General features: G+C 69.9%; 21 protein-coding genes. 16 read left to right on the plus strand and 5 right to left on the minus strand.

The genetic code is table 11. The features are described from left to right. Nucleotides 1–5: 5 nt before the first annotated feature. The 11 genes from ISU10_RS18720 (at nt 6) to ISU10_RS18770 (ending at nt 13,058) form a co-directional block, all read left to right on the plus strand. Nucleotides 6–584: a hypothetical protein gene (locus tag ISU10_RS18720; RefSeq protein WP_194697955.1), complete on the plus strand. Its 579-nt coding sequence runs from the start codon at nt 6–8 to the stop codon at nt 582–584. Nucleotides 585–590: 6 nt separating this feature from the next. Further along, nucleotides 591–2,237 carry an AAA family ATPase gene (locus ISU10_RS18725; protein WP_194697956.1) on the plus strand — a complete coding sequence of 549 codons (1,647 nt, stop codon included), beginning with the start codon at nt 591–593 and terminating at the stop codon, nt 2,235–2,237. After that, nucleotides 2,234–3,574, plus strand: a complete 1,341-nt coding sequence (locus tag ISU10_RS18730) for a GlnX family signal transduction membrane protein (RefSeq protein WP_194697957.1) — start codon at nt 2,234–2,236, stop codon at nt 3,572–3,574. The genes ISU10_RS18725 and ISU10_RS18730 overlap by 4 nt, the downstream gene beginning before the upstream one ends. Continuing rightward, nucleotides 3,571–4,515: a glutamate ABC transporter substrate-binding protein gene (locus tag ISU10_RS18735; protein ID WP_194697958.1), complete on the plus strand. Its 945-nt coding sequence runs from the start codon at nt 3,571–3,573 to the stop codon at nt 4,513–4,515. The genes ISU10_RS18730 and ISU10_RS18735 overlap by 4 nt, the downstream gene beginning before the upstream one ends. After that, on the plus strand, nt 4,516–5,745 hold the full coding sequence (locus ISU10_RS18740; protein WP_194697959.1) for a hypothetical protein: 1,230 nt from the start codon (nt 4,516–4,518) through the stop codon (nt 5,743–5,745). Continuing rightward, entirely contained in the window at nt 5,742–8,114 is a 2,373-nt protein-coding gene (locus ISU10_RS18745) for a serine/threonine-protein kinase (protein WP_194697960.1), read from the plus strand. Before ISU10_RS18740 ends, ISU10_RS18745 begins: the two co-directional genes overlap by 4 nt. Further along, nucleotides 8,111–9,277 (plus strand): protein phosphatase 2C domain-containing protein, encoded by a 1,167-nt coding sequence (locus ISU10_RS18750; RefSeq protein ID WP_370865678.1) that lies wholly within the window; start codon nt 8,111–8,113, stop codon nt 9,275–9,277. Before ISU10_RS18745 ends, ISU10_RS18750 begins: the two co-directional genes overlap by 4 nt. Next, the gene (locus ISU10_RS18755) at nt 9,270–10,547 is read left to right on the plus strand and encodes a vWA domain-containing protein (protein ID WP_194697961.1); all 1,278 of its coding nucleotides are present in this window, start codon (nt 9,270–9,272) and stop codon (nt 10,545–10,547) included. Before ISU10_RS18750 ends, ISU10_RS18755 begins: the two co-directional genes overlap by 8 nt. Next, the gene (locus ISU10_RS24220; protein ID WP_370865680.1) at nt 10,544–11,323 is read left to right on the plus strand and encodes an FHA domain-containing protein; all 780 of its coding nucleotides are present in this window, start codon (nt 10,544–10,546) and stop codon (nt 11,321–11,323) included. Before ISU10_RS18755 ends, ISU10_RS24220 begins: the two co-directional genes overlap by 4 nt. A gap of 99 nt (nt 11,324–11,422) precedes the next feature. Continuing rightward, nucleotides 11,423–12,292 (plus strand): alpha/beta fold hydrolase, encoded by an 870-nt coding sequence (locus ISU10_RS18765; RefSeq protein WP_194697962.1) that lies wholly within the window; start codon nt 11,423–11,425, stop codon nt 12,290–12,292. Nucleotides 12,293–12,464: 172 nt separating this feature from the next. Next, the gene (locus tag ISU10_RS18770) at nt 12,465–13,058 is read left to right on the plus strand and encodes a hypothetical protein (RefSeq protein WP_194697963.1); all 594 of its coding nucleotides are present in this window, start codon (nt 12,465–12,467) and stop codon (nt 13,056–13,058) included. A 15-nt stretch (nt 13,059–13,073) separates the two neighbouring features. Here ISU10_RS18770 and ISU10_RS18775 read toward each other — a convergent pair whose 3' ends face one another. Continuing rightward, a complete protein-coding gene (locus ISU10_RS18775; RefSeq protein ID WP_194697964.1) occupies nt 13,074–13,412 on the minus strand; it encodes a DUF6054 family protein in 339 nt (112 codons plus the stop codon). 320 nt (nt 13,413–13,732) lie between these two features. Here ISU10_RS18775 and ISU10_RS18780 point away from each other — a divergent pair, with 320 nt between their 5' ends. Next, a complete protein-coding gene (locus ISU10_RS18780) occupies nt 13,733–14,122 on the plus strand; it encodes a VOC family protein (protein ID WP_194697965.1) in 390 nt (129 codons plus the stop codon). Between the two features lie 203 nt (nt 14,123–14,325). After that, nucleotides 14,326–14,604, plus strand: coding sequence for an antibiotic biosynthesis monooxygenase family protein (locus ISU10_RS18785; protein ID WP_194697966.1), 279 nt, complete (start codon nt 14,326–14,328; stop codon nt 14,602–14,604). A gap of 473 nt (nt 14,605–15,077) precedes the next feature. On the opposite strand, the gene ISU10_RS23290 is transcribed toward ISU10_RS18785, so the two are convergent. After that, nucleotides 15,078–15,971, minus strand: a complete 894-nt coding sequence (locus ISU10_RS23290) for an abortive infection family protein (protein ID WP_194697967.1) — start codon at nt 15,969–15,971, stop codon at nt 15,078–15,080. 1,276 nt (nt 15,972–17,247) lie between these two features. Between ISU10_RS23290 and ISU10_RS18795 the strand changes: the two genes are divergently transcribed. Continuing rightward, on the plus strand, nt 17,248–17,628 hold the full coding sequence (locus ISU10_RS18795) for a YybH family protein (protein ID WP_228501335.1): 381 nt from the start codon (nt 17,248–17,250) through the stop codon (nt 17,626–17,628). Between the two features lie 126 nt (nt 17,629–17,754). Here ISU10_RS18795 and ISU10_RS18800 read toward each other — a convergent pair whose 3' ends face one another. Continuing rightward, on the minus strand, nt 17,755–18,978 hold the full coding sequence (locus ISU10_RS18800) for an HNH endonuclease signature motif containing protein (RefSeq protein WP_194697969.1): 1,224 nt from the start codon (nt 18,976–18,978) through the stop codon (nt 17,755–17,757). 48 nt (nt 18,979–19,026) lie between these two features. Then, the gene (locus ISU10_RS24225; protein WP_194697970.1) at nt 19,027–20,013 is read right to left on the minus strand and encodes a DMT family transporter; all 987 of its coding nucleotides are present in this window, start codon (nt 20,011–20,013) and stop codon (nt 19,027–19,029) included. Between the two features lie 77 nt (nt 20,014–20,090). Here ISU10_RS24225 and ISU10_RS18810 point away from each other — a divergent pair, with 77 nt between their 5' ends. Together ISU10_RS18810 and ISU10_RS18815 are read left to right on the plus strand one after the other, a co-directional pair. Then, nucleotides 20,091–21,005 (plus strand): LysR family transcriptional regulator, encoded by a 915-nt coding sequence (locus ISU10_RS18810; RefSeq protein WP_194697971.1) that lies wholly within the window; start codon nt 20,091–20,093, stop codon nt 21,003–21,005. A gap of 32 nt (nt 21,006–21,037) precedes the next feature. Continuing rightward, nucleotides 21,038–22,750 (plus strand): RCC1 domain-containing protein, encoded by a 1,713-nt coding sequence (locus ISU10_RS18815; RefSeq protein WP_194697972.1) that lies wholly within the window; start codon nt 21,038–21,040, stop codon nt 22,748–22,750. Between the two features lie 3 nt (nt 22,751–22,753). Here the strand turns inward: ISU10_RS18815 and ISU10_RS18820 are convergent, their stop codons facing one another. Then, nucleotides 22,754–23,713, minus strand: coding sequence for a phosphodiesterase (locus ISU10_RS18820; protein WP_194697973.1), 960 nt, complete (start codon nt 23,711–23,713; stop codon nt 22,754–22,756). Between the last annotated feature and the right edge of the window lie 354 nt (nt 23,714–24,067).

Raw genomic sequence — 24,067 nt, forward strand, 5'->3', positions numbered from 1 at the left:
ATCGCGTGGGGTTCTGGGACTGGTTGACGGGAAGGTCGCGCCGCAAGCGGACCGAGCCCGTCTCAGCCCCGCGCGCCCCCACGGAGGCCGACATCCTGGCCTCGCTGGCCCGGGTCGAGGCGATGCTCGCCGATGGGACCGCGCCGTCGGTGGTGCGCTCCCGCGTCGAGCGCATCGACCGCACCATCCGCCAGACGCTGCCCAAGCTCCCGCAGCTCGGCTGGGGCAGTGCCGACGCCTACGCCGTGGTGGCCACCGCCACCGACTACCTCCCGGAGGCCGTCGGGGGATACCTGCGCCTGCCTCGTGACTGGGCCAACAGCCGGCCGATCGAGGGCGGCAAGACCGCCTTGATGATCCTGGTCGACCAGCTCGAGCTGCTCGCCTCGACGATGACCAAGATGCTCGACGCCGCCAACCGCGCCGACGCCGAGGCGCTGATCGCGCACGGCAGGTTCCTGGAGGCGAAGTTCGGCCACGCCTCGACAGGCGGCGCATTGGACACCGGAGGCAGTCTGCCCGTCCCGCCTGAACCTCCGACCGACACACCGACCGGGCCCCGATCCACCCTCGACCTGGAGTGAGCCACGATGCCTGACACATCTGCGGGGGGCTCCTCCCTCGCGGTCGCCCTCGCCGCCCTGGCTGAGGTCGCGGCCGCAGCCGGCGTCGACCGCGACGTGGCGCGCCGCGAGGGCGAGGCGCTCGCGGCCACGGTCGCGGAGGCCGCCGTGGGCGCCCACGTGGACTGGGCTGCCCAGACAGGCGGTCACAGCGGCGGGCCCAACGGTGACCCGCGCGGCGCGGAGGAGTTCTTCGACGCCGCCTCGCGCGGACGGCGCTACCGCTCCGGCCCGACCCCGTCGCTGTCGGCGTTGGCGCTGGCACGCAGCCCGCAGGCGCTGGCCTACGCCACCGCACTCAGCGAGGTCGCGACGGCCGCGGCGACGCTCGGCCAGCCCACCCCCCGGGTGATGGGCAATGCCTCGACCGCTGCCGCGGCCCAGCTCGCCGCCGTACGCCCCTCGCCGACGCCGCCTGCCGGCGCAGACCTGACGCCGGTGCTCAGCGAGCCGGGTCACCGGCTCACCGAGGAGGAGATGCTGCGCATCGCGACCGAGTCAGGCAAGGCCGTCACCGAGCAGCTCAACGCCGTTCGCGACGCCCTCACCAAGATGGTCGGCGGAGGCGGGGGAGCGCCGCCACAGGCACCCGCACCACCGCCGGCACCGGACCCCTCGGAGGTTTCGGGCAGCTCTGGCCAGCCCACCCAGACGGCGCCGCCCGCCGCTCCCGAGCCTCCTCCCAAGACGCTCGAGGAGCTGCTCGCCGAGCTCGATGCGCTGGTCGGGCTCGAGGCGGTCAAGGGCGAGGTGCACCGGCAGGTGGCGGTGCTCGAGATCGAGGCCAAGCGCAAGGAGGCAGGGCTCAAGGTGCCGCCACTCACCCGGCACCTGGTCTTCGTCGGCAACCCGGGCACCGGCAAGACGACCGTCGCGCGGCTCGTCGCCGGCATCTACCGCGCACTGGGCCTGCTGACCAAGGGTCAGCTCGTGGAGGTCGACCGCTCCGAGCTGGTGGCCGGCTACCTCGGCCAGACCGCGATGAAGACCGCCGACGTCGTGAAGGCGGCGGTCGGCGGTGTGCTGTTTATCGACGAGGCCTACAGCCTGGCCGGCGACCAGTACGGCACCGAGGCCGTCGACACCCTCGTCAAGGAGATGGAGGACCGCCGCGAGGACCTCGTGGTGATCGTGGCCGGGTACCCCGAGCCGATGGCGTTCTTCATCGCCCAGAACCCCGGCCTGGCCAGCCGGTTCCGCACCACCATCGAGTTCGCCGACTACAGCGACGACGAGCTCGTCGGCATCTTCCGGGTGCTCGCCGAGGCCGCCGACTACGACGTCACGGACGCGGTCGAGACGCGGTTTCGCGAGATGCTCAAGGGCATCCGGCGCGGCCCGACGTTCGGCAACGGTCGCTACTCGCGCAACGTCTTGGAGGCTGCGATCGGTCAGCACGCGTGGCGGTTGCGTGACATCGCTGAGCCGACCGTCACCGAGCTGCGGACGCTGGCTCCCGAGGACCTCGTCTACACCGCCGTCGACGACTCCGTGGCCGAGGTGCTCACCGGCCCGACCGAGGGACCGCTGGTGATCGGCCCCGAGACTCCCGTGCCCGCCCAGCCACCCGCCCAGCCACCCGCCCAGCCACCCGCCGAGGAGGCCTCGTCATGAGCCAGGCGACCCAGGGAGCCCCGGCTCCACCGCCGACCAAGGCGTCGGTCGGCACGCCGGCCCGCGCGCCAGTGGTTTCGGCGCCATCAGGGGCGTTCGCCACCCTCGGCTCCTCTCGCGAGGACGAGGGCGCTCGCCTGCTCGCCGCGCGCGTGCCCACCACCCTCAACCGGCTGCGGCTCGCAGCGGTGGCCATCTGCCTGGTCTTCGCCGCCATCACCGCCCTCCAGCTCGCCTTGTCGTGGCAGGCCAACCGCACGGCCGCCGCCGACACCGAGCAGCTGATCCGGGTCCAGGGCATCAAGACCAGCCTGCTGCGGGCAGACGCGCTGGCGACCAACGCCTTCTTGATCGGTGGTCTCGAGCCCGCCGAGCAGCGCGCGGCGTACGACGACGCGATCGACCAGACGGTCCGCTCCATCACCGACGCGGCCGACGCCCAGCCTGCCGACCGGGCTGCTCTCAACGCGCTGAGCAGCGCGGTCCTCGACTACGCCGGCAACATGGAGCTGGCCCGGGCCAACAACCGACAGGGCCTGCCGGTCGGCGGGGCCTACTTGCGCAAGGCCAGCAGCGAGCTGCGGTCGACCGCGCTGCCGATCGTCGACGAGCTCGTCAATGCCAACTCCACGCGCACCCGCGACGCGATGGGAGCCCACCATCCCTGGTACGTCTTCTTGCCGGCCCTGGTGGGCGTCGCCCTGCTCTGGCTGGTCAACCGCTGGGTTGGCCGCCACTTCCACCGGCGCGTCAACCCCGGCCTGTTCCTCGCGCTCGTGGCGGTCGGCCTCGTCGGTGTGGTCGCGGCCTTCGTGGTCAACGGCCAGCAGAACCAGAACGACGACCTCGACGCTGGGGAGTTCCAGGCGGTCGTCGACGGCGCCACTGCTCGCACGGCTGCCAACGACGCCAAGGCCAACGAGAGCCTGCGACTGATCGCACGCGGCTCGGGGCAGGCCTTCGAGGACGCCTGGGTCGCGGCCGCCGCCACCGTCGACCAGGCCCTGCTGGAGCCGGGCCTCAGTGGCCTGCAGGGCGCCTGGTCGACCTATGAGTCCCAGCACCAGGAGATCGTCGACCTCGACATGGGCGGGCAGTGGGACGACGCGGTCGCAGCGGCCACCAGCAGCGAGACCGGGTCCTCGTCCGACACCTTCGCCCAGTTCGACCGGCAGCTGCAGGACGCACTGAGCCGCTCGGGTGCGGTCACGACCGACACCTTGACCACCGGCAACACGGTGCTGCTCGTCCTCGCCGCGCTGGCACTGCTGGCCGGCCTCGGGGGTGCGTTCTTCGCGGCGTCCGGCATCAACCAGCGGCTCAAGGAGTACGCATGAAGCGCCTCCTCGTAGGTCTCCTCGCCGTCCTCGCCCTGGCTGCGTGCGGCGTCGACGACACGTACGTGCCGAGCCCACCGGCGCCTGCCGAGGTCACCGGTGGCGCGGCGCCGGCCGCGCAGGACTGCGCCAACCGGCTGCTGTCCTACGCGCCCGACGCCGCCGACCCTCTCGCCATCCCGAGCGGCTCGACGATGGCCGCGATCCGCCAGCGGGGCCGCCTGATCGCCGGCGTATCGGCCGACACCTACCTGCTGGGCGCCCGCAACCCGGTCACGGGCGAGGTCGAGGGCTTCGACATCGACTTCGTCAGGCAGATCGCCAAGGCGATCTTCGGCGACCCTGACCGCTACCAGCTGCGCGTGATCACGGCGGCCCAGCGACTCGACGTACTCCAGAAGCACGAGGTCGACATCGTCGCGCGCAACATGACCATCACCTGCGAGCGCTGGAAGTCGATCGCCTTCTCCGCCGAGTACTACCTGGCCGGCCAGAAGATCCTGGTGCGCAAGGGCTCGGACATCACCGGGCTGGACTCCCTGGCCGGGCACAAGGTCTGTGCACCTCTCGGCACCTCCAGCATGGACAACCTGATCCGGCTCGCTCCCGACGCCGAGCCCGTCGGCGCCGACAACCACACCGGCTGCCTGGTGCTCCTGCAGGAGGGTCAGGTCGACGCCATCACCGGGGACGACACGGTGCTCGCCGGCCTCGCCTCGCAGGACCCCTACGCCGTGGTGCTCGATGAGGCGGCGTTCACCGAGGAGCCCTACGGCATCGGCGTGCCTGCCGACCAGGTCGACATGGTCCGCTTCGTCAACGGCGTGCTCGAGCAGATGCGCACCGACGGCGCCTGGGACGCGTCCTACGCCACGTGGCTGCAACCCACCCTCGGCAAGTCCTCCGGCCAGCCCCAGCCGCAGTACGGACGGACTCCCTAGATGCCCGTGCACGCGCCGGAGGCGCCGGGGAGGCTCGGCCAGGCGGTCGAGGTGATGGCGATGCAGACCTACCTCACCGACCTCGACTCCTGGGTGCGCTACCGCAAGGACGAGCTCGACGAGCTCGATGCGGCCGCGTTGTCGAGCCGTGGCACTCTCGTGGGCAAGGACGACCTCACCGACGACATGACGCTCTCGATGGCGCTGTGGAAGGCGGTGTCCGACCGGCTGCAGCTGCTGATGGCGGTCTGGGACGGCGGTCGCGTGCTGGAGCCCGAGCGCGAGCGGCTCTCGACGCTCATCCACGGACGGCTCGACGCGACGCTCGACCCGGCGGTCCTGGCCACGAGCGCGCGGGAGTCGGTGACGGCCCCCGGTACGACGAGTGGCGCGCTGGCCGTCTCGCTCCCGGAGGCGTGCCGGCTCTCCGACGCACTGGCCGGGCAGCTGAGACAACGCCTGGCCCTCGACCCCGCCGCCGACGCCAACGCGGCGCGCGTCAAGGACCTCCGGGCCGGTCTCGACCGGCTGCGCGACCAGGTGTCGCTCGAGCCCGACTCGAGCCGGCCGAAGGCGCAGTCCACCTGGGACGACCTCGCGGCCCGCATCACCGACGTCACCGAGCGACTCCAGCGCGGCGGCGACGTCGGCGGCCTGCTCGGCCCGCTCGAGAACGACACCGCGCGGTTCGAGCGCGACCTGATCGTCGGCGGCGCCGAGCGGCGCGACAACCGCGACCGAGCCGCCGCCGCCGCCGAGCTGCGCGAGGACCTGCTGGCCCGCTCCGCAGCCCTCGAGCAGCTGGCCGCACGCTGCGTGGAGGCCGTCGACCCGGCTCCCAAGTACGCCGTGCCCGACGTCGAGGCGCTCGGGCCCGTGCCCGACTCGGCGTCCGAGCTGGCGACCTACCGCACCCGTCTCGGGCGCGTCGCCGACGCGATGAACCTCGCCCACGCGTCGTACGCCGCGGCTCTCGCTGCCCACGACGACCTGGTCGCCCGGCTCGACGGGCTCGTCCTCAAGGCGACCGCCCAGCGCGATCACGACCCCGACCTCGCCCAGGCGGAGTCGACCGCCCGCGAGGTGCTCGCCCGCAGACCCTGTCCAGTTGCCGTCGCCACCGCGCTGGTCGACGCGTACGCCGCGTGGGCGACGTACTCCCAAGCCCGTGACCCAGCCCGTGACCCAGCCCGTGACCAGTCCCGCTCCTCCAAGGAGGCTCGCCGATGAAGTGTCAGCAGCCCGGGTGCACCGGCACCGTCGTCGACGGCTACTGCGACGTCTGCGGCATGCCGCCGGCCGCGGGCTCCACCACGACGTCGGCACCAGCGAGCAGGGCGACGACGCCGACGACCCCACCAGCCGCCGCGGTCCAGGACGGCACGAAGTGCCAGCAGCCCGGCTGCACGGGCACCATCGTCGACGGGTACTGCGACGTCTGCGGCACTCCCGCCGGGGCGCCTGTCGTCGCCTCCCCGTCCGGCGACACCCCGTCCGGCGACACCCCGGCCGGCGACGCCGCGAGCGTCGCGACCGGCTCGTTCCGCCTGGAGTCGGCGGCCATCGGCTCGCAGCGGGCGACTGGCACCGGGGCGACCCACCGGGTCCGCTCGGGCTCCCAGCGGCTGCGCTCGGCCCGGCTCGGGGCCGGCCTGACGACCATCGCGCCGATCCCGCTCGTCGACCCCGCCAAGGTCGTCATGAAGGACCCGCAGGTCCCCGAGGACAAGCGCACCTGCGCCAAGTGCGGCGGACCCGTCGGCCGCAGCAAGGACGGGCGTCCGGGCCGCACCGAGGGGTTCTGCCCGGCCTGCGGCCAGGAGTTCTCCTTCACGCCCAAGCTGCACCCCGGCGACCTGGTCGCCGGGCAGTACGAGGTCGCCGGCTGCCTGGCCCACGGTGGCCTGGGCTGGATCTACCTCGCGCGCGACAAGAACGTCTCCGACCGCTGGGTGGTGCTCAAGGGCCTGCTCAACTCCGGCGACGCCGACGCGCTGGCGGCAGCGATCGCCGAGCAGCGCTTCCTGGCGCAGGTCGAGCACCCGCTGATCGTCGAGATCTACAACTTCGTGACCCACGACAACGCGGGCTACATCGTCATGGAGTACGTCGGCGGCCGGTCGCTCAAGCAGGTGCTCAAGGAGCGGATGCGCGACAACGGCGGTGCCTACGACCCGTTGCCCGTCGACGTCGCCCTGGCCTACATCCTCGAGATCCTGCCCGCCTTCCAATACCTCCACGACCTCGGCCTGGTCTACTGCGACTTCAAGCCCGACAACCTGATCCAGGTCGGCGACGCCCTCAAGCTGATCGACCTCGGTGGTGTGCGCCACGTCGACGACCAGGAGTCGGCGATCTACGGCACGGTCGGCTACCAGGCCCCCGAGGTCGCCACGGTCGGGCCCACGGTCGCCTCCGACATCTACACGATCGGCCGGACCCTCGTGGTCTTGTGCATGGAGTTCAAGGGCTACCAGTCGACGTACCTCTCGTCCCTGCCCGACCCCGAGACCACTGCGCTGTTCCGCGACAACGACTCTCTCTACTGCCTGGTCGCCAAGTGCTGTGCGGCCGACCCGGCCGACCGCTTCCAGTCGGCCGACGAGCTGCGCGTCCAGCTGCTCGGCGTGCTGCGCGAGGTGGTCGCCAAGCAGAAGGCCGGGACCGCGCTGACCTCGGCCGCCTCCCAGCTGTTCGAGACCCCTGCCGTGACGACGGTGGCGCTCGACTGGGACCAGCTGCCCGCCCTGCGGGAGGACACCAGCGACGCGCAGTACGCCTGGCTCACCAGCCTTGCCCCGGTCTCGCCCGAGGAGCGCCTCGAGCAGCTGAAGAAGGCGCCCGAGGACACGGCCGAGGTGCGCATCTGGCGGGCCCGCGCAGCGCTCGAGGCACAGCAGGGCGAGGAGGCGCTGGCGCAGTCGAGCGCCATGCTGCAGGCCGACCCGTGGGAGTGGCGCGCGCTGTGGGTCTCCGGCCTCGCGGCGCTCCAGCAGGAGAAGTGGGACAACGCCGCATCGGCCTTCAACGCCGTCTACAAGCAGGTGCCGGGTGAGCTGGCGCCCAAGCTGGCCCTGGCACTCGCGTGCGAGAAGGGCGACCGCTCCCAGGTGGCCGCCGAGTTCTACAACACCTGCGCCGAGACCGATGCCGCCTACGTCGCACCGTCGGCGTTCGGGATGGCCCGCATCCGCGCCGAGATGGGTGACACCGACGGCGCGGTCGCGGCCCTCGACCTGGTGCCGCCGACCAGCCGCGGGTACGGCGAGTCGCGACAGCTCCGTGCGGAGGTGCTGTTGCGTGGCTCTGGCGAGGACCTGATGCGGCTCGCCGCAGCGATGACCAGTGTCGAGAGCGCGGGCCTGGAGCCCTACGACCGGGCGAAGCTGTCCTCCAAGATCCTCGGGCGAGCGCTCGAGGTCGTCACCAGCAAGGGACCCGGGACTGTGCGGATCGGCAGCTACGAGGCCAAGGAGCCTGCGTTGCGAGACGGGCTGGAAGCGAGCTACCGGATCCTGGCTCGCGAGGCCCAGGACCGCGACACCCAGGTGCTGATGGTCGGCCGCGCCAACGCCGTCCGCAACTGGACGCTCACGTGAGCGATTCCGCCACCACGTGCCCGCACTGCGGAGCGCTGAACGAGGCAGCATCGAAGTTCTGCGAGTCGTGCGGGAAGTCGATGACTCCTGATGCCCCAGCCGCGACGCCGACCCTCACGGCGAGCGAGGCGAACCCGCTCGACGAGGTCAGCCCGATCAGCGCCGTGACGGTCCGGCCCGGCGACAGGCCGGCGGTGGAGGCCGACCGCGCACCGTGCCTGCAGTGCGGCGGCGTGGTCGACGACGACGGCTACTGCACGCAGTGCGGCACCAAGGCGCCGAGCCCGCGTGACCACTTCGAGGAGCAGCCGGCCCCCTGGGTCGCCGGAGTGTGCGACCGGGGCATCCGGCATACCCGCAACGAGGACGCGATGGCGCTGGCCGTCGACGGCGAGCGGGCTGTCCTGGTCGTCTGTGACGGCGTCTCCAACTGCGTCGACTCCGATGTCGCCTCGCTGGCCGCCGCCAAGGCGGCGCTCGACGTGCTGCGACCACCGTTGCCGAAGGGTCTCGGCGTGCCCGAGAGTGTCGCGGCAGCGGTGACCAAGGTGTTCACCGATGCTGCCGCCGCCGGCAACAAGGCGGTTCTCGAGACGGTGCACGACGACGTACCGAACCCGCCGTCGTGCACGTTCGTGGCCGCGGTGCTCGAGGGCACGACGGTGCACTACTGCGGCATCGGCGACTCGCGGGTCTACCTGCTGCCCGACGCGGGCGGCGGGCAGATCCTCACCGTCGACGACTCGATGGCCCAGGTGCTGATCATGGGCGGCACGCCCCGCGCCGAGGCCGAGGCCTCCAAGCAGGCGCATTCGATCACCAAGTGGCTGGGCAAGGACAGCCCCGACGTGGTGCCGCGCGTCGGCCAGGTCGAGGTGACCGGACCCGGCTGGCTGCTGGCCTGCTCCGACGGACTGTGGAACTACGCCTCGGAGCCCGACGCCTTGCAGGCACAGCTGCAGGCCGCGGGCTCGTCCGAGCCGCACGCGATCGCCACCCACCTGGTCGCCTTCGCCAACAAGTCCGGGGGCCAGGACAACATCACGGTGGCGCTGGCGCGGGTCGGCCAGCGGCCGGTCGAGGAGGTCTCGACAAGCTCGACCAGTGATTCATCGACCGTAGGCAACAATGCTGCTCCAGACGGAGGGGAGTCCCATGGCTGACTTCAGTGCGGCGGTGTACCAGAACGAGTTCCTGCCCGACGGCGGGACCGACGTACACGCCATCGTGACCATCGAGTGCTCCGGTGCGGGCACAGCCGGGCAGACCGGATCCGGCGCGGCCGGCGAGATCATCATCATCGACACGTCCGGTTCGATGGGGCAGTCGGCGATGGCCGCTGCCAAGCACGCCGCCCAGGCCGCCGTCAACGAGATCGTCGACGGCACGTACTTCGCCGTCATCTCCGGCAACGGCGCCGCGTTCTTGGCCTACCCGTTGGTCAACTCCGGCCCTGCCATGGTGCCGATGAGCGATGCCACCCGGGCCGAGGCCATCGATGCGATCTCGCGGCTGCGCTCGGGTGGCGGCACCGAGATCTCCACCTGGCTCGACATGGCAGGCGTGCTGTTCACGTCCGTGCCGCAGGTCATCCAGCGGCACGCGATCCTGCTGACCGACGGCGAGAACAACGAGCCGGACCAGGTGCTCGACGAGGCGATCGCGCGCGCCACCGGCTACTACCAGTGCGACTGTCGCGGCGTCGGCGTCGACTGGAAGGTCGAGGAGATCCGGCGCATCGCCCAGGCCCTGCTCGGCACCGTCGACATCATCCCGAGCGAGGCCCAGATGGCGGCCGAGTTCGAGGCCATGATGCAGAAGTCGATGGCCCGGGGCGTCGCCGACGCCCAGCTGCGGGTCTGGACGCCGCAGGGCGCGCAGATCCTGTTCGTGCGGCAGGTCTCGCCGACCGTCGAGGACCTCACCAGCCGGCGTACGGCCGTCAACGACCTCACCGGCGCCTACCCCACAGGCGCCTGGGCCGATGAGTCCCGCGACTACCACGTCGCCATCCGCCTCGCCGCGAAGGACGTCGGCCAGGAGCAGCTCGCTGCCCGCGTCCAGCTGGCCATCGGCGAGGAGGTCAAGGCGCAGGGACTGGTCAAGGCGAAGTGGTCCGACGACTCCGAGCTGACCACCCGCATCGACCAGCAGGTCGCCCACTACACCGGGCAGACCGAGCTGGCCGAGGCGATCCAGGAGGGGCTGGCCGCCAAGGCCGCCGGCAACGAGGAGCTGGCCACGACCAAGCTCGGCCGGGCCGTGCAGCTGGCCAAGGAGACCGGCAACGACGAGGCCACCTCCAAGCTGCGCAAGGTCGTCGACATCGACGACGAGGACGCCGGCACCGTGCGGCTGAAGAAGAGCGTCGAGAAGGCCGACGAGATGGCCCTCGACACCGCCTCCACCAAGACCACCCGGGTCCGCAAGTGAAGTGCCCCAACGGACACGAGTCCACCGCCACCGACTACTGCGACACGTGCGGTGCTGCGATGCCGGCTTCTGGGCCTTCCTCTGGGCCTTCCTCTGGGCCTTCCTCTGGGCCTGCGGCTGGCGACACCGTCGCCGTACCCGTCCTGGAGCCCGAGACCACGCCACCGGCCGACGAGACCCCCGCACCGACCGCTGGCCAGGAGTGCCCCAACTGCGGCACGGCCAACGCCAAGGACGCACTGTTCTGCGAGGCGTGCGGCTACGACTTCACCACCGGCACCATGCCGCGCACGGGGTCCCCGGCCGCGACCTCCGGCGACTCGACCGGTGATGCGGCCCCCCAAGACAGCATCGCGCCGCCGCTGGAGGGCGACGCCTGGGTGGCCGAGCTCTGGATCGACCCGGAGTGGTACGCCGAGCAGTCCAGCCCCGACCCGCTGCCCTCGGCCGGCCCGCCGATCGTCGTCCCCCTGAAGAACACCTCGCTCCTCGTGGGCCGCGCGTCCAAGAGCCGCGACATCCACCCCGACGTCGACTGCGGCGCCGACAACGGCGTCAGCCGCCGCCATGCGCAGCTGACCACCGACGGCACCCGCTGGTGGGTCGAGGACCTCGGCTCCTCCAACGGCACCTTCGTCGCCGGCGCCGTCGACCCGCTGCCCAAGACCCCGATCGAGGTGGGCGTCAAGCACGAGGTCGGCCCCGACGACCGGATCTACGTCGGATCCTGGACGCGCCTGGTGATCCGGAAGGCTGCCCCGGGCGAGGTCACCTAGGACTCGGAGCTGCCAGACGAGCGCGCACCCTCGCCGTCCCCGGCGTACCCGACACCTCGGATGCGATGAGTCCACCGCTCGGGCCCGGTCGACCTGTGCATGACCGAGGAGCTCGTCGACCTGGGAGACATCAGGCTGTGCGTGGAGTCGTTCGGGTCCGCAGACGACCCGGCAGTTCTGCTCATCTCCGGGGCGGCCGAGTCGATGGACGGTTGGGACCCAGAGTGGTGCGCCGAGCTGGCTGCCGCCGGACGGCATGTCGTGCGATACGACCATCGCGACACTGGGCGGTCGACGACGAGCCCGGCCGGGCGGCCGTCGTACCCGGCCGTCTCGCTGCAGCGCGACGTCGCCCGTCTGCTCGACGCGCTCGCCATCGAGCGTGCACACCTGGTGGGGTTGTCGATGGGCGGCGGGATCGCTCAGGCCGTCGCGGCACGTCACCCGGAGAGGGTGGCGACGCTGACGCTGATCGCGACCAGCCCAGCGGGTCGGCGACGCGACGACCAACCCCTGCCGCCGCCGGAGGCACGGGTCGCGCAGTCGTTCCAGGACCCACCGACCGAACCCGACTGGGCCGACCACCAGGCAGTGGTGGCCTTCCTGGTCGAGTCGTACCGTCCCTACGCCGGCTCGGCAGGCTTCGACGAGGTCACGAGCCGCCGGCTGGTCGAGCACGTCGTGGGTCGTACGACCGACATCGAGGCAGCCTGCAAGAACCACTGGCTCGCCGGCGATGAGGACGGCCACGACGAGGGCGACGGCTTCGCGATGGCTGACATCGCGGCGCCCACGCTGGTGATCCACGGGGACAGCGACCCGATGTTCCCGCCGCCTCACGGTGAGGCGCTGGCGCGCGAGGTCGCCGACGCGCAGCTCATCGTCGTCCCGGGCATGGGGCACGAACGGCCCCCGCCCGCCGTACGGCGCCGCGTCACCGAGGCGATCGTGCGGCACACGACCCGATGACGCCGATCGGCCGTCGATCCCGACGAGCACACCAATGGCTTCGACCAACTGCCCGCGGCCGGGTGACGTTCGACCCTGACCCGCACGCTTGGCCGCTCCTTAGCCTCGGAGAGGGGCAAGCTCGATTCCGAGGCTCATGGGGGCGTCCGAGCTGCCCGCTGAGGAGGTCAACGTGAAGTCCTTGTTCATGGCTGCGGCACTGGCTGCCACCGTCACCACAGGCGTCGGGGTCGCGCTGCCCGCGGCCGAGGGTGCAGCGGGTTCGGTGGCATCGACGGTCGTGCTCGTCGATGGTGGCGGTGATGTGTGGACCTACTCCGACACCACGATCGGCTACACACCGGCCAGCCGCCCGGACGCCGACGTCCTCCGCGCCCGGATCTCCCTCGGCGATCACGCCCTGAATATCCGCATGTCCTTCGACAACCTCCGTCGCGTGGCCACGCAGTGGTACCGCGCCGATGTCCGCACTCCCGACGGGACCTTCCGCTACGTCCTCGAGGCCAAGTCTGGCCACTGGGCAGGGCAGATGTTCCGTGACGTGAAGGGGGAGTGGGAGCCGGAGGCGTCGGTGGGCTACTCCATCGACTACTTCGGCGACGTCGTCGGCCTACGCCTGCCCTACAGCACGTTGGGCGATCCCACCTGGGTGCAGGTGCGGCTGCGCAACGACCTCGGAGCGCCCGGCGGCGAGACGTTCTTCACCGACAACCCCTCGAGCCATGGTGAGCGCCCGAGCTTCACGGGTCGCCTGGGTTGCCCCTGACCCGGCGACCTGGACTCAGCGCGGGAAGCTGAGGATGGCGTCCACACCACGCTGCAGGAACGTCGACTCGCCCACCGTGTTGAGCTTCCAGAACACCGCTTGGCTCCCGCCGGCGGTGATCGCCGACACCGACATCTCGTCGCCGACCGCCAAGACGCTGATGCACAGGCTCACCCGGTTGCCGCCCAGGGCGCTGTACCGCTCGTACATCCGCACCACCATGCGCGCGTCGCCGATCCGCTGGTCGGCGCGGTCCTCGAGGCTTGCGCTGATGCTCCCTGCGGGGATGGTGCTGTCGAGGTGAGCGACGAACGAGTCGACATCACCTCGGAGTACATGCTCGTAGTGCGCCATGCCGCAACCGTATGGCGGGCTCGGACGCTTGGCTCCCGGACCCATGGGCCCCGTTCCCAGCGCATTGGTGGTAGTGACTTGTCCGCCGTGAGGTGCGGCTAAGGCAGCGGTGTGACGCGGGGCCGCTCCGAGAGCGGGCTCGCGCGAACCGTCTGGCAGCGTCGACGCCGACGTTCCGGACGAGCCTCGCACCCCACGTCTAGATTGGTTCCGCACTCCACGGGACGCGGTCAATGCCGTCCGACGGTCACGGGGGCGATAGCCCGGTCTGCGGAGACGCGCGACCGCGCGGCGGCATGGTCCGACAGAGGAGGGTTCGGATGCCGGTGAGCCTCAACCACACGATTGTCTATTGCCGCGACAAGCAGGCCTCGGCATCGTTCTTGTCCGAGATCCTGGGGCTGCCGGCCCCGACGAGCTTTGGACCGTTCTCAGTGGTCCAGGTGGCGAACGAGGTCTCGCTGGACTTTCTCGAGGAGGGAAACGTGCACCCCCAGCACTACGCGTTCCTTGTCGACGAGCACGAGTTCGACCAGATCCACGGGCGGATCATGGCCCGTGGCATCCCCTACTGGGCCGACCCCGGGCGGAGTCGACCGCAGCAGATCAACACCAACGACGGCGGCCGCGGTCTGTACTGGCTGGACCCCGACGGTCACATCCTCGAGATCCTCACCGTTCCCTACGGCGGTTGGCCGAAAGCTGGCTAGTCCGTAGGGCCGACAACCTGCCACGACAAGGCCGAGGAGACTTCGCTCTGCTAGTCGGCAGGGATGCGCTATCGCATGATCGAGTGATGTTCTCGCGGGCCGGCGGGAGCGAGGCTGTAGCAGCCAGTCCGACTCAGCGGACTTCGCCCGTCCCCAGCCGGGTCTGGGCGAACCGGAATCCCGTTGGATAAGTAGGAGGACACATGTCGGTCATCATGATCGCGGAGGTGGCGGGCGCTGACGCCACGTTTATCGACGCGATGCGCGCCGCCGGCGTCGCGGAAGCGCTCGCCACACGTCCCGGGTTCGTCAGCCACATCAGTGGCGCAGCGGACAGCGGGTATCGCGTCGTCGAGGTCTGGGAGTCTCGCGAAGCTCACCAGGACTGGGTCGACAAGGTGGTCCTTCCCAACATGCCGCCCGGTGCTCCGGCGCCCACCACCGAGTACATCGATCTCCTGATGGCGGTGCCGGAGGGCTGAAGCCTGGGAGCAGCGACCGGTGGACGTCACCCGAAGTCGCTGGCTGGGCCTGTGTTGGCCCCGCAAGGATCCGGGCTGATCGCCGATCGAGGTCGAGCCGCAGGTAAGCGCAGGACTAACGGCCGAACGCCAGGTGGCGACTTCGGCAACGGGGTTTCACAGCAGAGAGCGGCTGGACCCACCTGCCACCTCCTTCGGCGGCCACCTCAGGGAGCCTCGACCGTGCGACTGCTCAGGAGCCATGTGGGTGCGTCCGGTATGCGGAGTGACGCACTCATCGCGGCAGATTCGGCCATTCGAACAGAGTCCGACACCGCCCGCCGCGCTTGAAACAAGCACGTGCGGATGGCCCGACTCCGCTGGTCGGGATCCTCTGCGGGGAGCGTCATGCCCCAGCCAGCTCTGCGCAGCCGTTCGAGCGAGGCGCCCTGGGTGGTTCGAGAGGGCGTCGACCGAACTGAGGTGACCGGATATTACGACGAGCGCTGTTCCAAGGTCTCAAGGACGAACTGACACCACACGTGGGCGGACCCCACTGCAAGCCGCGCGTGACGGGGTGTCACCCAAGTGGGCACCTCGGCCTGCCCGTGGCCGGTTCCGATCTGATTGCGCAACTCCGCCATCCCAACCCCGATCCGGGATACCGCGCCTAGCAGGGTGCGGATACCGACGGCGTTCTCTGCGCTGTCTTCCACCTGTTTGGCGTTGATGCCGAGCGCAGTATGCGCCTTGGCTACGAGGCTTGGAAGGTCGTCGGTCTTCCCATACTCGACACCGGAACGTTTCAGTACCAGCTTCGCGGTGGACTCGACGAGCTCTTTGGCGGAGCCAACCGCCAGTCTGGGGTCGTCGTCAAGGCTGCGCTCGATCCGATCCAGATGATCGCGGATCGCGCCGGGGTCGTCCAATGCTGACAGCGCCTCCTCGGTCACCTTTGGTCCGGACCCTCCGGTGACCAAGGCTTCGAGGCGGTCGTGGATCGGATTGAACAGGTCGGTCAGCAGGTCGCGACGTGCCTGCCATCCGCCGGCTCCGGAAGCGCCCTTGCGGATCCAGTAGCTGCGGAAGCTTTCAAAGTCCCTGAACCCGAACTCGACGTTGCGCAACCCGACACGCGCCAGAACTGCCTTCAGTGTGGTGAGCAGCTTGCGCGCCTCGGTGTTGGCGAGTTCGCTGCCGTTCGTACCGTACTTTTGATATTCGTCGTGAGTGAGCTCAGTCAGAGCCTTCGCGAGTTCAAGGTCTGACCAGGTCGAGGACGGTGCTGCTGCAATCTGGTCGAGCAGTTCAATGTGAAGCCGCGTCGTCTCGCTTGTTCCCCATGGGCTGGTGTCCTTCTCTGTGCTGAAGAACTCGCTGCTGTCCACACCACTATGGTTTCACCGGTGCATGCGGCCCACGTCGCTTCCCCACACCTCGCCCTTCCTCCTGCATTCGCTGCACACTTGCGCGGCGGATAGACACGCCGCGCGACGGCGGCGTGCGAGGGTGAATCTGACTCCAGATGGGAAAGTCCTACCGTGTGGATAGATGACCACGGCGTCGCTCACACCGTGGCCGTGCCTGAACCGACATGGGTGATGTCCGAGGACTTCCGGTCGAGCCTCGACACCCTGGTCGCCCGAGATCGCCAGGCCCTTCAGTCAATGATTGAGGCGCCGAGATGCGTTTCCTTGAGAAGGACTGGTCAGACTTACGTGGGTCAAAGATCCATATCGCAGTGCCGGCGCCCTGCGACCTGCTCCGAGGGCACGTCGTCACGCTGGACGACGTTGTGGGCTCCATCGACGAGGTTTCTCCGCGATGGCAGCTCGACGCGATCCTTGCGCTGGACGACTATCTCGACGACTAATGTCGGCGTTTGGTGCCGACAGATAAGAGAGTCCTCAACGCGGCGAATAGACGCACATCTCGATGCCCCCGGATTGCTGTGTGTGAGTGCGTTTCGAGTTGCGCAGGCTAGACAACCCGTTCCACATGATGTTCCGGCCGTCCGTGGGAGGCTCATGATGGCCTCATGACGAACCGTTCCGCAGGCCTAACGAGCGTCATCGTTGCGGCCTTGATCGCAGCGGTCCTGGTAGGCAGCCAGGTTCTCGCCACTGCAGGCCCGGCAACGCCGCGCCTCAAGCAGCCTGCGCCTGCGGCAACGAGCACCGCCGACGATGGTGACTGCGTGAACGATGCGTGCGGCAGTGGGCATTCGAAGGCGGTTCACGCGTGGGTCAAGTGCAAGGCAGTCAACGGAAAGGACGCCTGCGTGAGACCGGCCCCACCGGGCGATGCCCACCGGCGCACCAACCACTCAGGCACCGCGCCAGGGCCGGCCAGTGCCAACGGACACGGGCATGGGTGGGGTCGGGCGCACGCGCGCGATCAACTCAAGAACAAGGGCGAGCCAACCCCCCACGACGACCAGGACGCCAACGACCCAAACGACTGACTCGTGCAGGTGGCCTCCGCTCATCGGCTCGATCAGCGCGTCCTGCAAGCGGCGGAAGACGCAGGCGGTGTTCGAGTCGCCGGATCGTCCATGACAGAGGCAGTGGGCTGTCGCTCGGCACCACCAGACGCCACAATGCCGATGGCGGCCGCTCGGTCGCCCGAGAGCGGGGCTGAGGCCTGGAGACTGGGTGGGTGGCCATGGATCCGCAACTAACCTTCGACGAGTCCGAGATCCGCGCTGCTGAGCGTCGACTGGAAACTGCGCTCGAAGCGGATGACCCCACTGCCTGGGTCTTCGACTACACCGACGACGCGGTCTTCGACGGAGGCGGTGAGCACGCATCTATTGGGCGCGAATCGCTTCTTTCGATGGCCAGATCCATGCGCCCCTTGACATCCGTGTCCATTCGTCCGCTCCGCACAGAGGGACAGGGCAGCCTCGCGGCTGTTTGGGTAGAGGGGTCCTGGGTCAGCGGACCAACGGAGAGTCCGCCGACGACGGTCAACGTGCGGGGCCTGCTCGTGTGGCGAAAGGAGGCCGACGGCGTGTGGCGGGTGGCGATGGAGCACATCGGCTGACTGCTTTGTGCAGTGAACGGTTCGCGGCGATCTGACGCACCACTAGGCGCCCCCGTCCTCGGCACATGAGTGCGGCGTAGCGGAAGTGACGTTCCTCGGCGCACCACCTCACCCGCCGCGCGAGGGCTATTGGCGTCGGGTGAAGGTGGTGGAGCCGTCGGAGTGATGGTGGGTGTCCCAGGTGGGGTCGTGGGCCCGGTGGTGGTGGAATGGGCAGAGAAGCTTGCCGTCGGCGAGGTTGGTCTTGCCGCCTCGCGCCCAGGGTTCTCGCCAGTGGTGGGCGTGGCAGAAGGCGGCGGGGATGTGGCAGTTGCGGGTGGTGCACTCCTTGTCGCGCAGGTCCATGGCCTTGCGTTGGTATCCCTTGAAGAGCCGCGCTGCCCTGCCGAGGTCGAGGATGGCGCCCTGGCCGTCGAGCACGGCTGGCAAGATGCCGGCGCTGCAGGCCAGTCGGCGGGCCTGAGCGGCGGTGATGGTGTCGCCCGTGGAGGTTGTCGCGGTCCCCAGTCCGGTGAGCAAGGTCTGGTAGTCGACGGTGACCACGACGCTGGTGGCGGTGGATCCGTGGACGGGCAGGTGGGACTCCAGCACGGTCTCGAGGAGGGACTGGAGCGCGATGCCGCGTCGACGGTCGACGGGTAGGGCCATGAAGTCGTCGTCGTTGCTGGTGCGGCGGGGGTTGGCGATGGCGTGAACGTAGGCGCGTAGCCGGTTGGCCGCCTGATCGGGCAGCCGGGCGTGTAGGTCGGTGGTGCCGTCACCGCGGCGGTGGAAGGACAGCCGGGTGGCCGCGTCGGCGCGGGCCTCCTCGGCGCGCAGGGCGCGCAGCTCGGCGCGGTCGGCGATGTCGGGGGCCACGTGGGCCAGCACCCCCCGGCCGAGGTGGCGAAGCTCCCGAGGCCCGAGATCGGAGGCCCGCTCGATGAGGAATTCCTCGGCCTTGGCGACCAGTCCGTCACCGAGGTTGGCCGGCAACGCCTCAAGGGACTCCACCATGGCGCGGGTCTGGGCGAGGTTCACCTGCCCGGCGGCCAGGGCGGCGGCAAGTCTGGTCCACCGCTGGTGGAGAGCTGCCGCCAGCTGAGCGCGACTGCGGAGAGTGCCATGCGCCTCCCTGGTCTGCTCGGCGGCCCACACGGCGGTGGACCGGGCCCCGGTGTCCTCGGCGACATCGTCGCGACCGGCGGCCAGCAGCTGCAGGTCGAGCGCCTCGACGCGGGCCCGGGCCCGGGCGATCTCGACCAGCGCCGTCTTCTTCTCAGCCACCGTCATGAACAGGGGTTCGATCTCGGAGATCTCGTCGAGGGCGGCGTGGATCGCCGTGATCGCCGAGAGCGCCGGGTGGTTCATACCTCCCATCCCATCATCGACCACCGACATCGCAGTCCCGAAAAGGGCTCAATCCCCAGGTTTTGAGCCACATTCTCGAAAAACGGTGTACTCGTCCGACGTACCTCCGACGTGCGAGGTCGCGACCCTCGGGACCTGCTCGACAGGCACGCGACCAGGGAGTGGGGGAGTGGTCGGCCGACGGCCGGGCAACTGCACCAGCAGCACTGCGAGCAGCACCAGCGCACCTCCGACCAGCTGCCTCGGCGACAGCGTCTCGCCGAAGACGAGGGCAGCGAGCGAGATGGTCACCAGCGCCTCGATGATGGACAGGATCGCGGCGACTGACGGCCCCACCCGCGCGAGGCCGGCGAAGAACAGCAGGATCGCCGCCACCGTGCTCACCAGCGAGAGGGCCAGCAGCCATCCCCAGGCGGCGAACCCTGAGTCGAGCGAGGTCGGGCCACCGCGCACCGCGGTGGCCACGGCGTACGTCGTCGCGGCACCGCAGCAGACGAGCGCGGTCAGGGGCAGCGGTGGCGTGCCCGCGACCAGCCGGTCGCCGGTGAGGATGTAGACCGTGTAGACCAGCGCGGAGGTCAGTCCCAGCGCGGCGCCCAGCCAGTCGAAGCGACCCGTGATCGAGCCGGTCAGCACCAGGGCCATGCCACCCAGGGCCAGCGAGAGGGCGCCGGCTCGCTGGGCCGACCAGTGCTCGCGGCCCAGCGCGACGGCACCCACCATCACCAGCACCGGGTAGAAGTAGAGGAGCAGGGCCAGCAGCGATGCGTCGATGCGGTTGAGGGCAGCGAAGTAGGAAGCCGATTGGGCGGCGTACCCGAAGGCGCCCATCGCGAACGCCGCGACTGCGGTCCGCCGGGTCAGGCCAGCGAAGCCGCCGCGCCAGCGGACGATCACGAGCATCACCAGCGCGGCGATGCCGAAGCGCACCAGCAGCAGGTCGCCGACCGTCACGCCTTCGTCGTAGGCGAGCTTGCCGAAGACGGCCATCGCCCCGAAGGCGACAGCTGACAACAGGCAGTAGATGGCTCCCACGACACCAAGGATCACAGCCACCACTGTTCAGGTCCATCGCGAGAAAGTGGATCCTTTCGTGAAGGTATACTGAACAAATGTTGGACCTGCGCCGACTGCGCCTCCTCCGCGAGGTCGAGGCCCGAAACACCCTGAGCGCGGCAGCCGAGGCGCTCGGCTACACGACCAGCGCGGTGTCGCAACAGCTCTCGGTCCTCGAGCGCGAGGCCGGTACGGCGTTGCTCGAGCGCGTCGGCCGCAACGTACGCCTCACCGATGCCGGTCGCGTCCTGGTCCGGCACGCGCAGACCCTCCTCGATGCGGCCGAGGCGGCCGAGGCCGAGGTCGCGGAGGTGGCCGCCGGTCAGGTCGCAGAAGTGGTCAAGGTGGCGTCGTTCCAGTCGGCGTTCCTGCGCATCGTCGCCCCGGCGGTGCGCGACCTGGCCACCTCGCACCCTCACGTCCGCGTCGAGGCGAGCGAGCAGGAGGTCGAGCAGGCGGTTCCGGGGCTGAGGCTGCAGCACCTCGACGTGGTCGTCGGCGACGAGTACGACGACCAGCCCAGGCCCGTGCACGGCGACCTGGCCCGCACCGACCTCGTGCGCGAGCGCGTCCGCCTGGTGATGCCGGCCGACCACCCGCTGGCACGGCGGCGCAAGGTGCCGCTGACCAAGCTGGCCGGCCAGTCGTGGGCCGCATGCCAGCCGGGTACGGGTCATCGCGAGATGCAGGTCCGCATCTGCCGGCAGCTCGGCGGCTTCGAGCCCGACCTACGACACGCCTCCGACGACTTCCTGATCCTCATCGAGCTGGTGCGTACGACGGGCGCCTGTGCCTTGCTGCCGGACCTCGTGCTGGGCTACGCACCCAGCGACTGGACGCCGGGAGTCGTCGTGCGCGACCTGGTCGAGGGGAGCATCGGCCGGACGGTCTTCATGCTGGCTCGCACGGCCCGGACACCTGCTGTCGCGGTCGTCACCGACGCGCTGCGACGCAGCGCAGCGGGTGCGTGACACAGCGAGCCACTGCCAACACACTGTCCCCCGTGAGCGTGGCGAAGGGGACGGCCCGTCGCGCCGTCGTACTGCTGGCAACGATGGGCGCGGTGGCGCTCTCGGTCGTGGCACTGGAGGTGCCCGCGACGGCCGATCGAGCGGAGGGCTCGACCTCCGCGGCCCGCGTGGACGCAGGGTCCCTCGCGACCGGTGGGAGTCACTCCTGCGCCATCACCACTTCCGGCGGACTGCGGTGCTGGGGGGACAACGAGTTCGGCCAGTTGGCCCAGGGCAACGTCGCCGATATCGGCAACGACTCTGGTGAGTCCAGCGTGGCGGTCGGGCTCGGTGCCGACACCGCCGTGGCGGCGGCATCGGGTGACAACCACTCCTGCGTGGTGCTCTCGAGCGGCGTCGTTCGTTGCTGGGGACAGAACGACCAGGGCCAGCTCGGGCAGGGCAACACCGAGAACATCGGGGACGAGAGCATCGAGCCCAAGACCGTGGTCGTCGACCTCGGGGGCGCCAAGGCCATCGACGTGGTCGCCGGTATCAAGGCGACGTGTGCCCTCCTGGTGGGTGGATCCGTCCGCTGCTGGGGCGACGGCTCCTACGGCAAGCTCGCCCAGGGCAACATCAACTCCATCGGTGACGCTCCCGGCGAGACCACCGTGGCCGTCGACCTCGGTGGCACAGCCGCGGTTGCGCTCACGTCGGGTGGCAACTTCTTCTGTGCCCTGATGGCGGGCGGGGTCGTGCGCTGCTGGGGCTACAACTTCGAGGGCGAGCTCGGTCAGGGCAACACCGACAACGTCGGCGACGAGCCGGACGAGTCGACGGTCGCCGTCGATCTCCAGGGCCACCAGGCCAAGGCCGTCGCCTCCGGTCTCGGCCACACCTGCGTGATCATCGAGGACGGCACGGTGCGCTGCTGGGGCGGCAACTGGGTCGGCCAGCTGGGCCAGGGCAACATCCTCGACATCGGCGACCAGGCGGGGGAGCACCCCGTGGCCGTCAACCTCGGCGGGCACACCGCCGTCGCCCTCGGCGCGGGCGACGAGTCCCCATGCGCCATCCTCGACGACGGGTCGCTGCGCTGCTGGGGCGACAACTCAAACGGCCAGCTGGGCCAGGGCAACACCGAGTCCATCGGTGACGACGCCGGCGAGACGACCGTGGCGGTCGACACCGGCGGACACCGGGTGATCGCCGTGGGCGGCGGGCGGTCCTTCACCTGCGCGGTGTGGGACGACCGGTCAGCTCACTGCTGGGGATCCGGACCGGACGGTGAGCTCGGGGTGGGCGGCCTCGTGGAGTACGGCAAGACCGCCGGCCAGACCGCGGGCCTGACGGAGCCGACCCTGCTCGGCGGCGAGCTGTTCGGTCGCGACCTCGACGCGGACGGCGTGCGCGACGCCACTGATGCCTGCCCGACCGTCGCAGCACCTGGCCGGGCCAACGGCTGCCCGGTCGTCCAGCAGGTGACGCTGAAGGGCCGGTGGGTGCAGGTGAAGGCGTTCGTCAAGCGGATCAAGCCCGCTCGCGGCTGCCCGGCTCAAGCCACCGTGACCGTCAAGCGCGGCACCAAGGTGCTGGTGACCAAGAAGATGACTGCTGTGAAGCGCACCCGCAACGGCGTCAAGGGTTGCCTGGTCACCGGTCAGGTGCGGCTCGCCAAGAAGCCGGCCGCCACGGCGACCATCAGGGTCGTGATCACCGGAAGGAATGTGAAGACCCGCACGTTCACCGCCGTGCGGATCTGAGCGTCACTCGAGAAGCCGGTCCGCCAGCTGGGGTCCGCTCGTCGCGTCCTCGTGGCGGTTGAAGTCCGACTCCTTCTTGGAGAACGTCTCGCGCCGCTCCTCCGGACTCATCGCCTCGATGAGCGGCGCTACGTCCATGCCGTAGCCGTTGATCTCGACCCCGTCGTGCGTCGGCACGATCGAGGTGACCACGCGGTCGCCGTAGAGGTGGATCACGTTGACCGACTGCTCGGCGTCGACCGCCGAGATGAACCGCTGGTCGGGCGCGATGTCGCTGATGTAGCAGGTCGCCGACGCCACCGAGACCGGGATGCCGGCGAAGGTGCTGTAGGACGAGTAGTGGAAGTGCCCCCCGAGGACCATGCGGACGTCGGTGCCGGCGAGGGCGTCCGCGAGTCGCTCCTGGTCCGCGAGCTCGATGATCGCTGCCACCGGCAGCATCGGGATCGGGATCGGCGGGTGATGCATCGCCAGGAACGTGCCGTGCCGTGCGGGCTCGGCGAGCACGTCGGCCAGCCAGACGTACTGCTCGTCGCTGATCTCGCCGTGGTGGTAGCCGGGCAGGCTGGTATCGAGCGAGACGATGCGCAGCCCGTCGATGTCGTAGACCTGGTCGAGCACCTCGGGTGACTCCTCGGTGTCGAAGAGCCCACGCGCGTAGGCGGCCCGGTCGTCGTGGTTGCCCATGCACCAGACGACCTGAGCGCCGATGCGGTCGGCGAACGGGTCCACCATCTCGCGCAGCATCCGGTAGGCCTCCGGCTCGCCGCGGTCGGCGAGGTCGCCGGTGAACACCAGTGCCTGGGGCACCGGGCGGATGCGACCGAGGCGCTCGAGCGCGAGACCCAGGTGGTGCACGGTGTCCACCGCGCCGTACTGGAGGTTGCCCCCAGCGAGCAGATGGGTGTCGCTGATGTGAGCGATCGTGTGGGTGGGGTGCGGGTACTGACCGAACGGCTGCACGGGGAAAGCGTAGGAGACCGGCTCGCCGGTTGGTCAACACACGGCCGTCGACTCACCGGGTTTCGAGACAGGCGCTGCGCGCCTTCCTCAACCAGCGGAATCGACGGCGGTTGGTCAACACACGGCCGTCGACTCACCGGGTTTCGAGACAGGCGCTGCGCGCCTTCCTCAACCAGCGGAATCGACGGCGGTTGGTCAACACACGGCCGTCGACTCACCGGGTTTCGAGACAGGCGCTGCGCGCCTTCCTCAACCAGCGGAATCGACGGCGGTTGGTCAACACACGGCCGTCGACTCACCGGGTTTCGAGACAGGCGCTGCGCGCCTTCCTCAACCAGCGGAATCGACGGCGGT

This window comes from Nocardioides agariphilus, assembly GCF_015352445.1.
Taxonomy (GTDB): Bacteria; Actinomycetota; Actinomycetes; order Propionibacteriales; family Nocardioidaceae; genus Nocardioides; species Nocardioides agariphilus.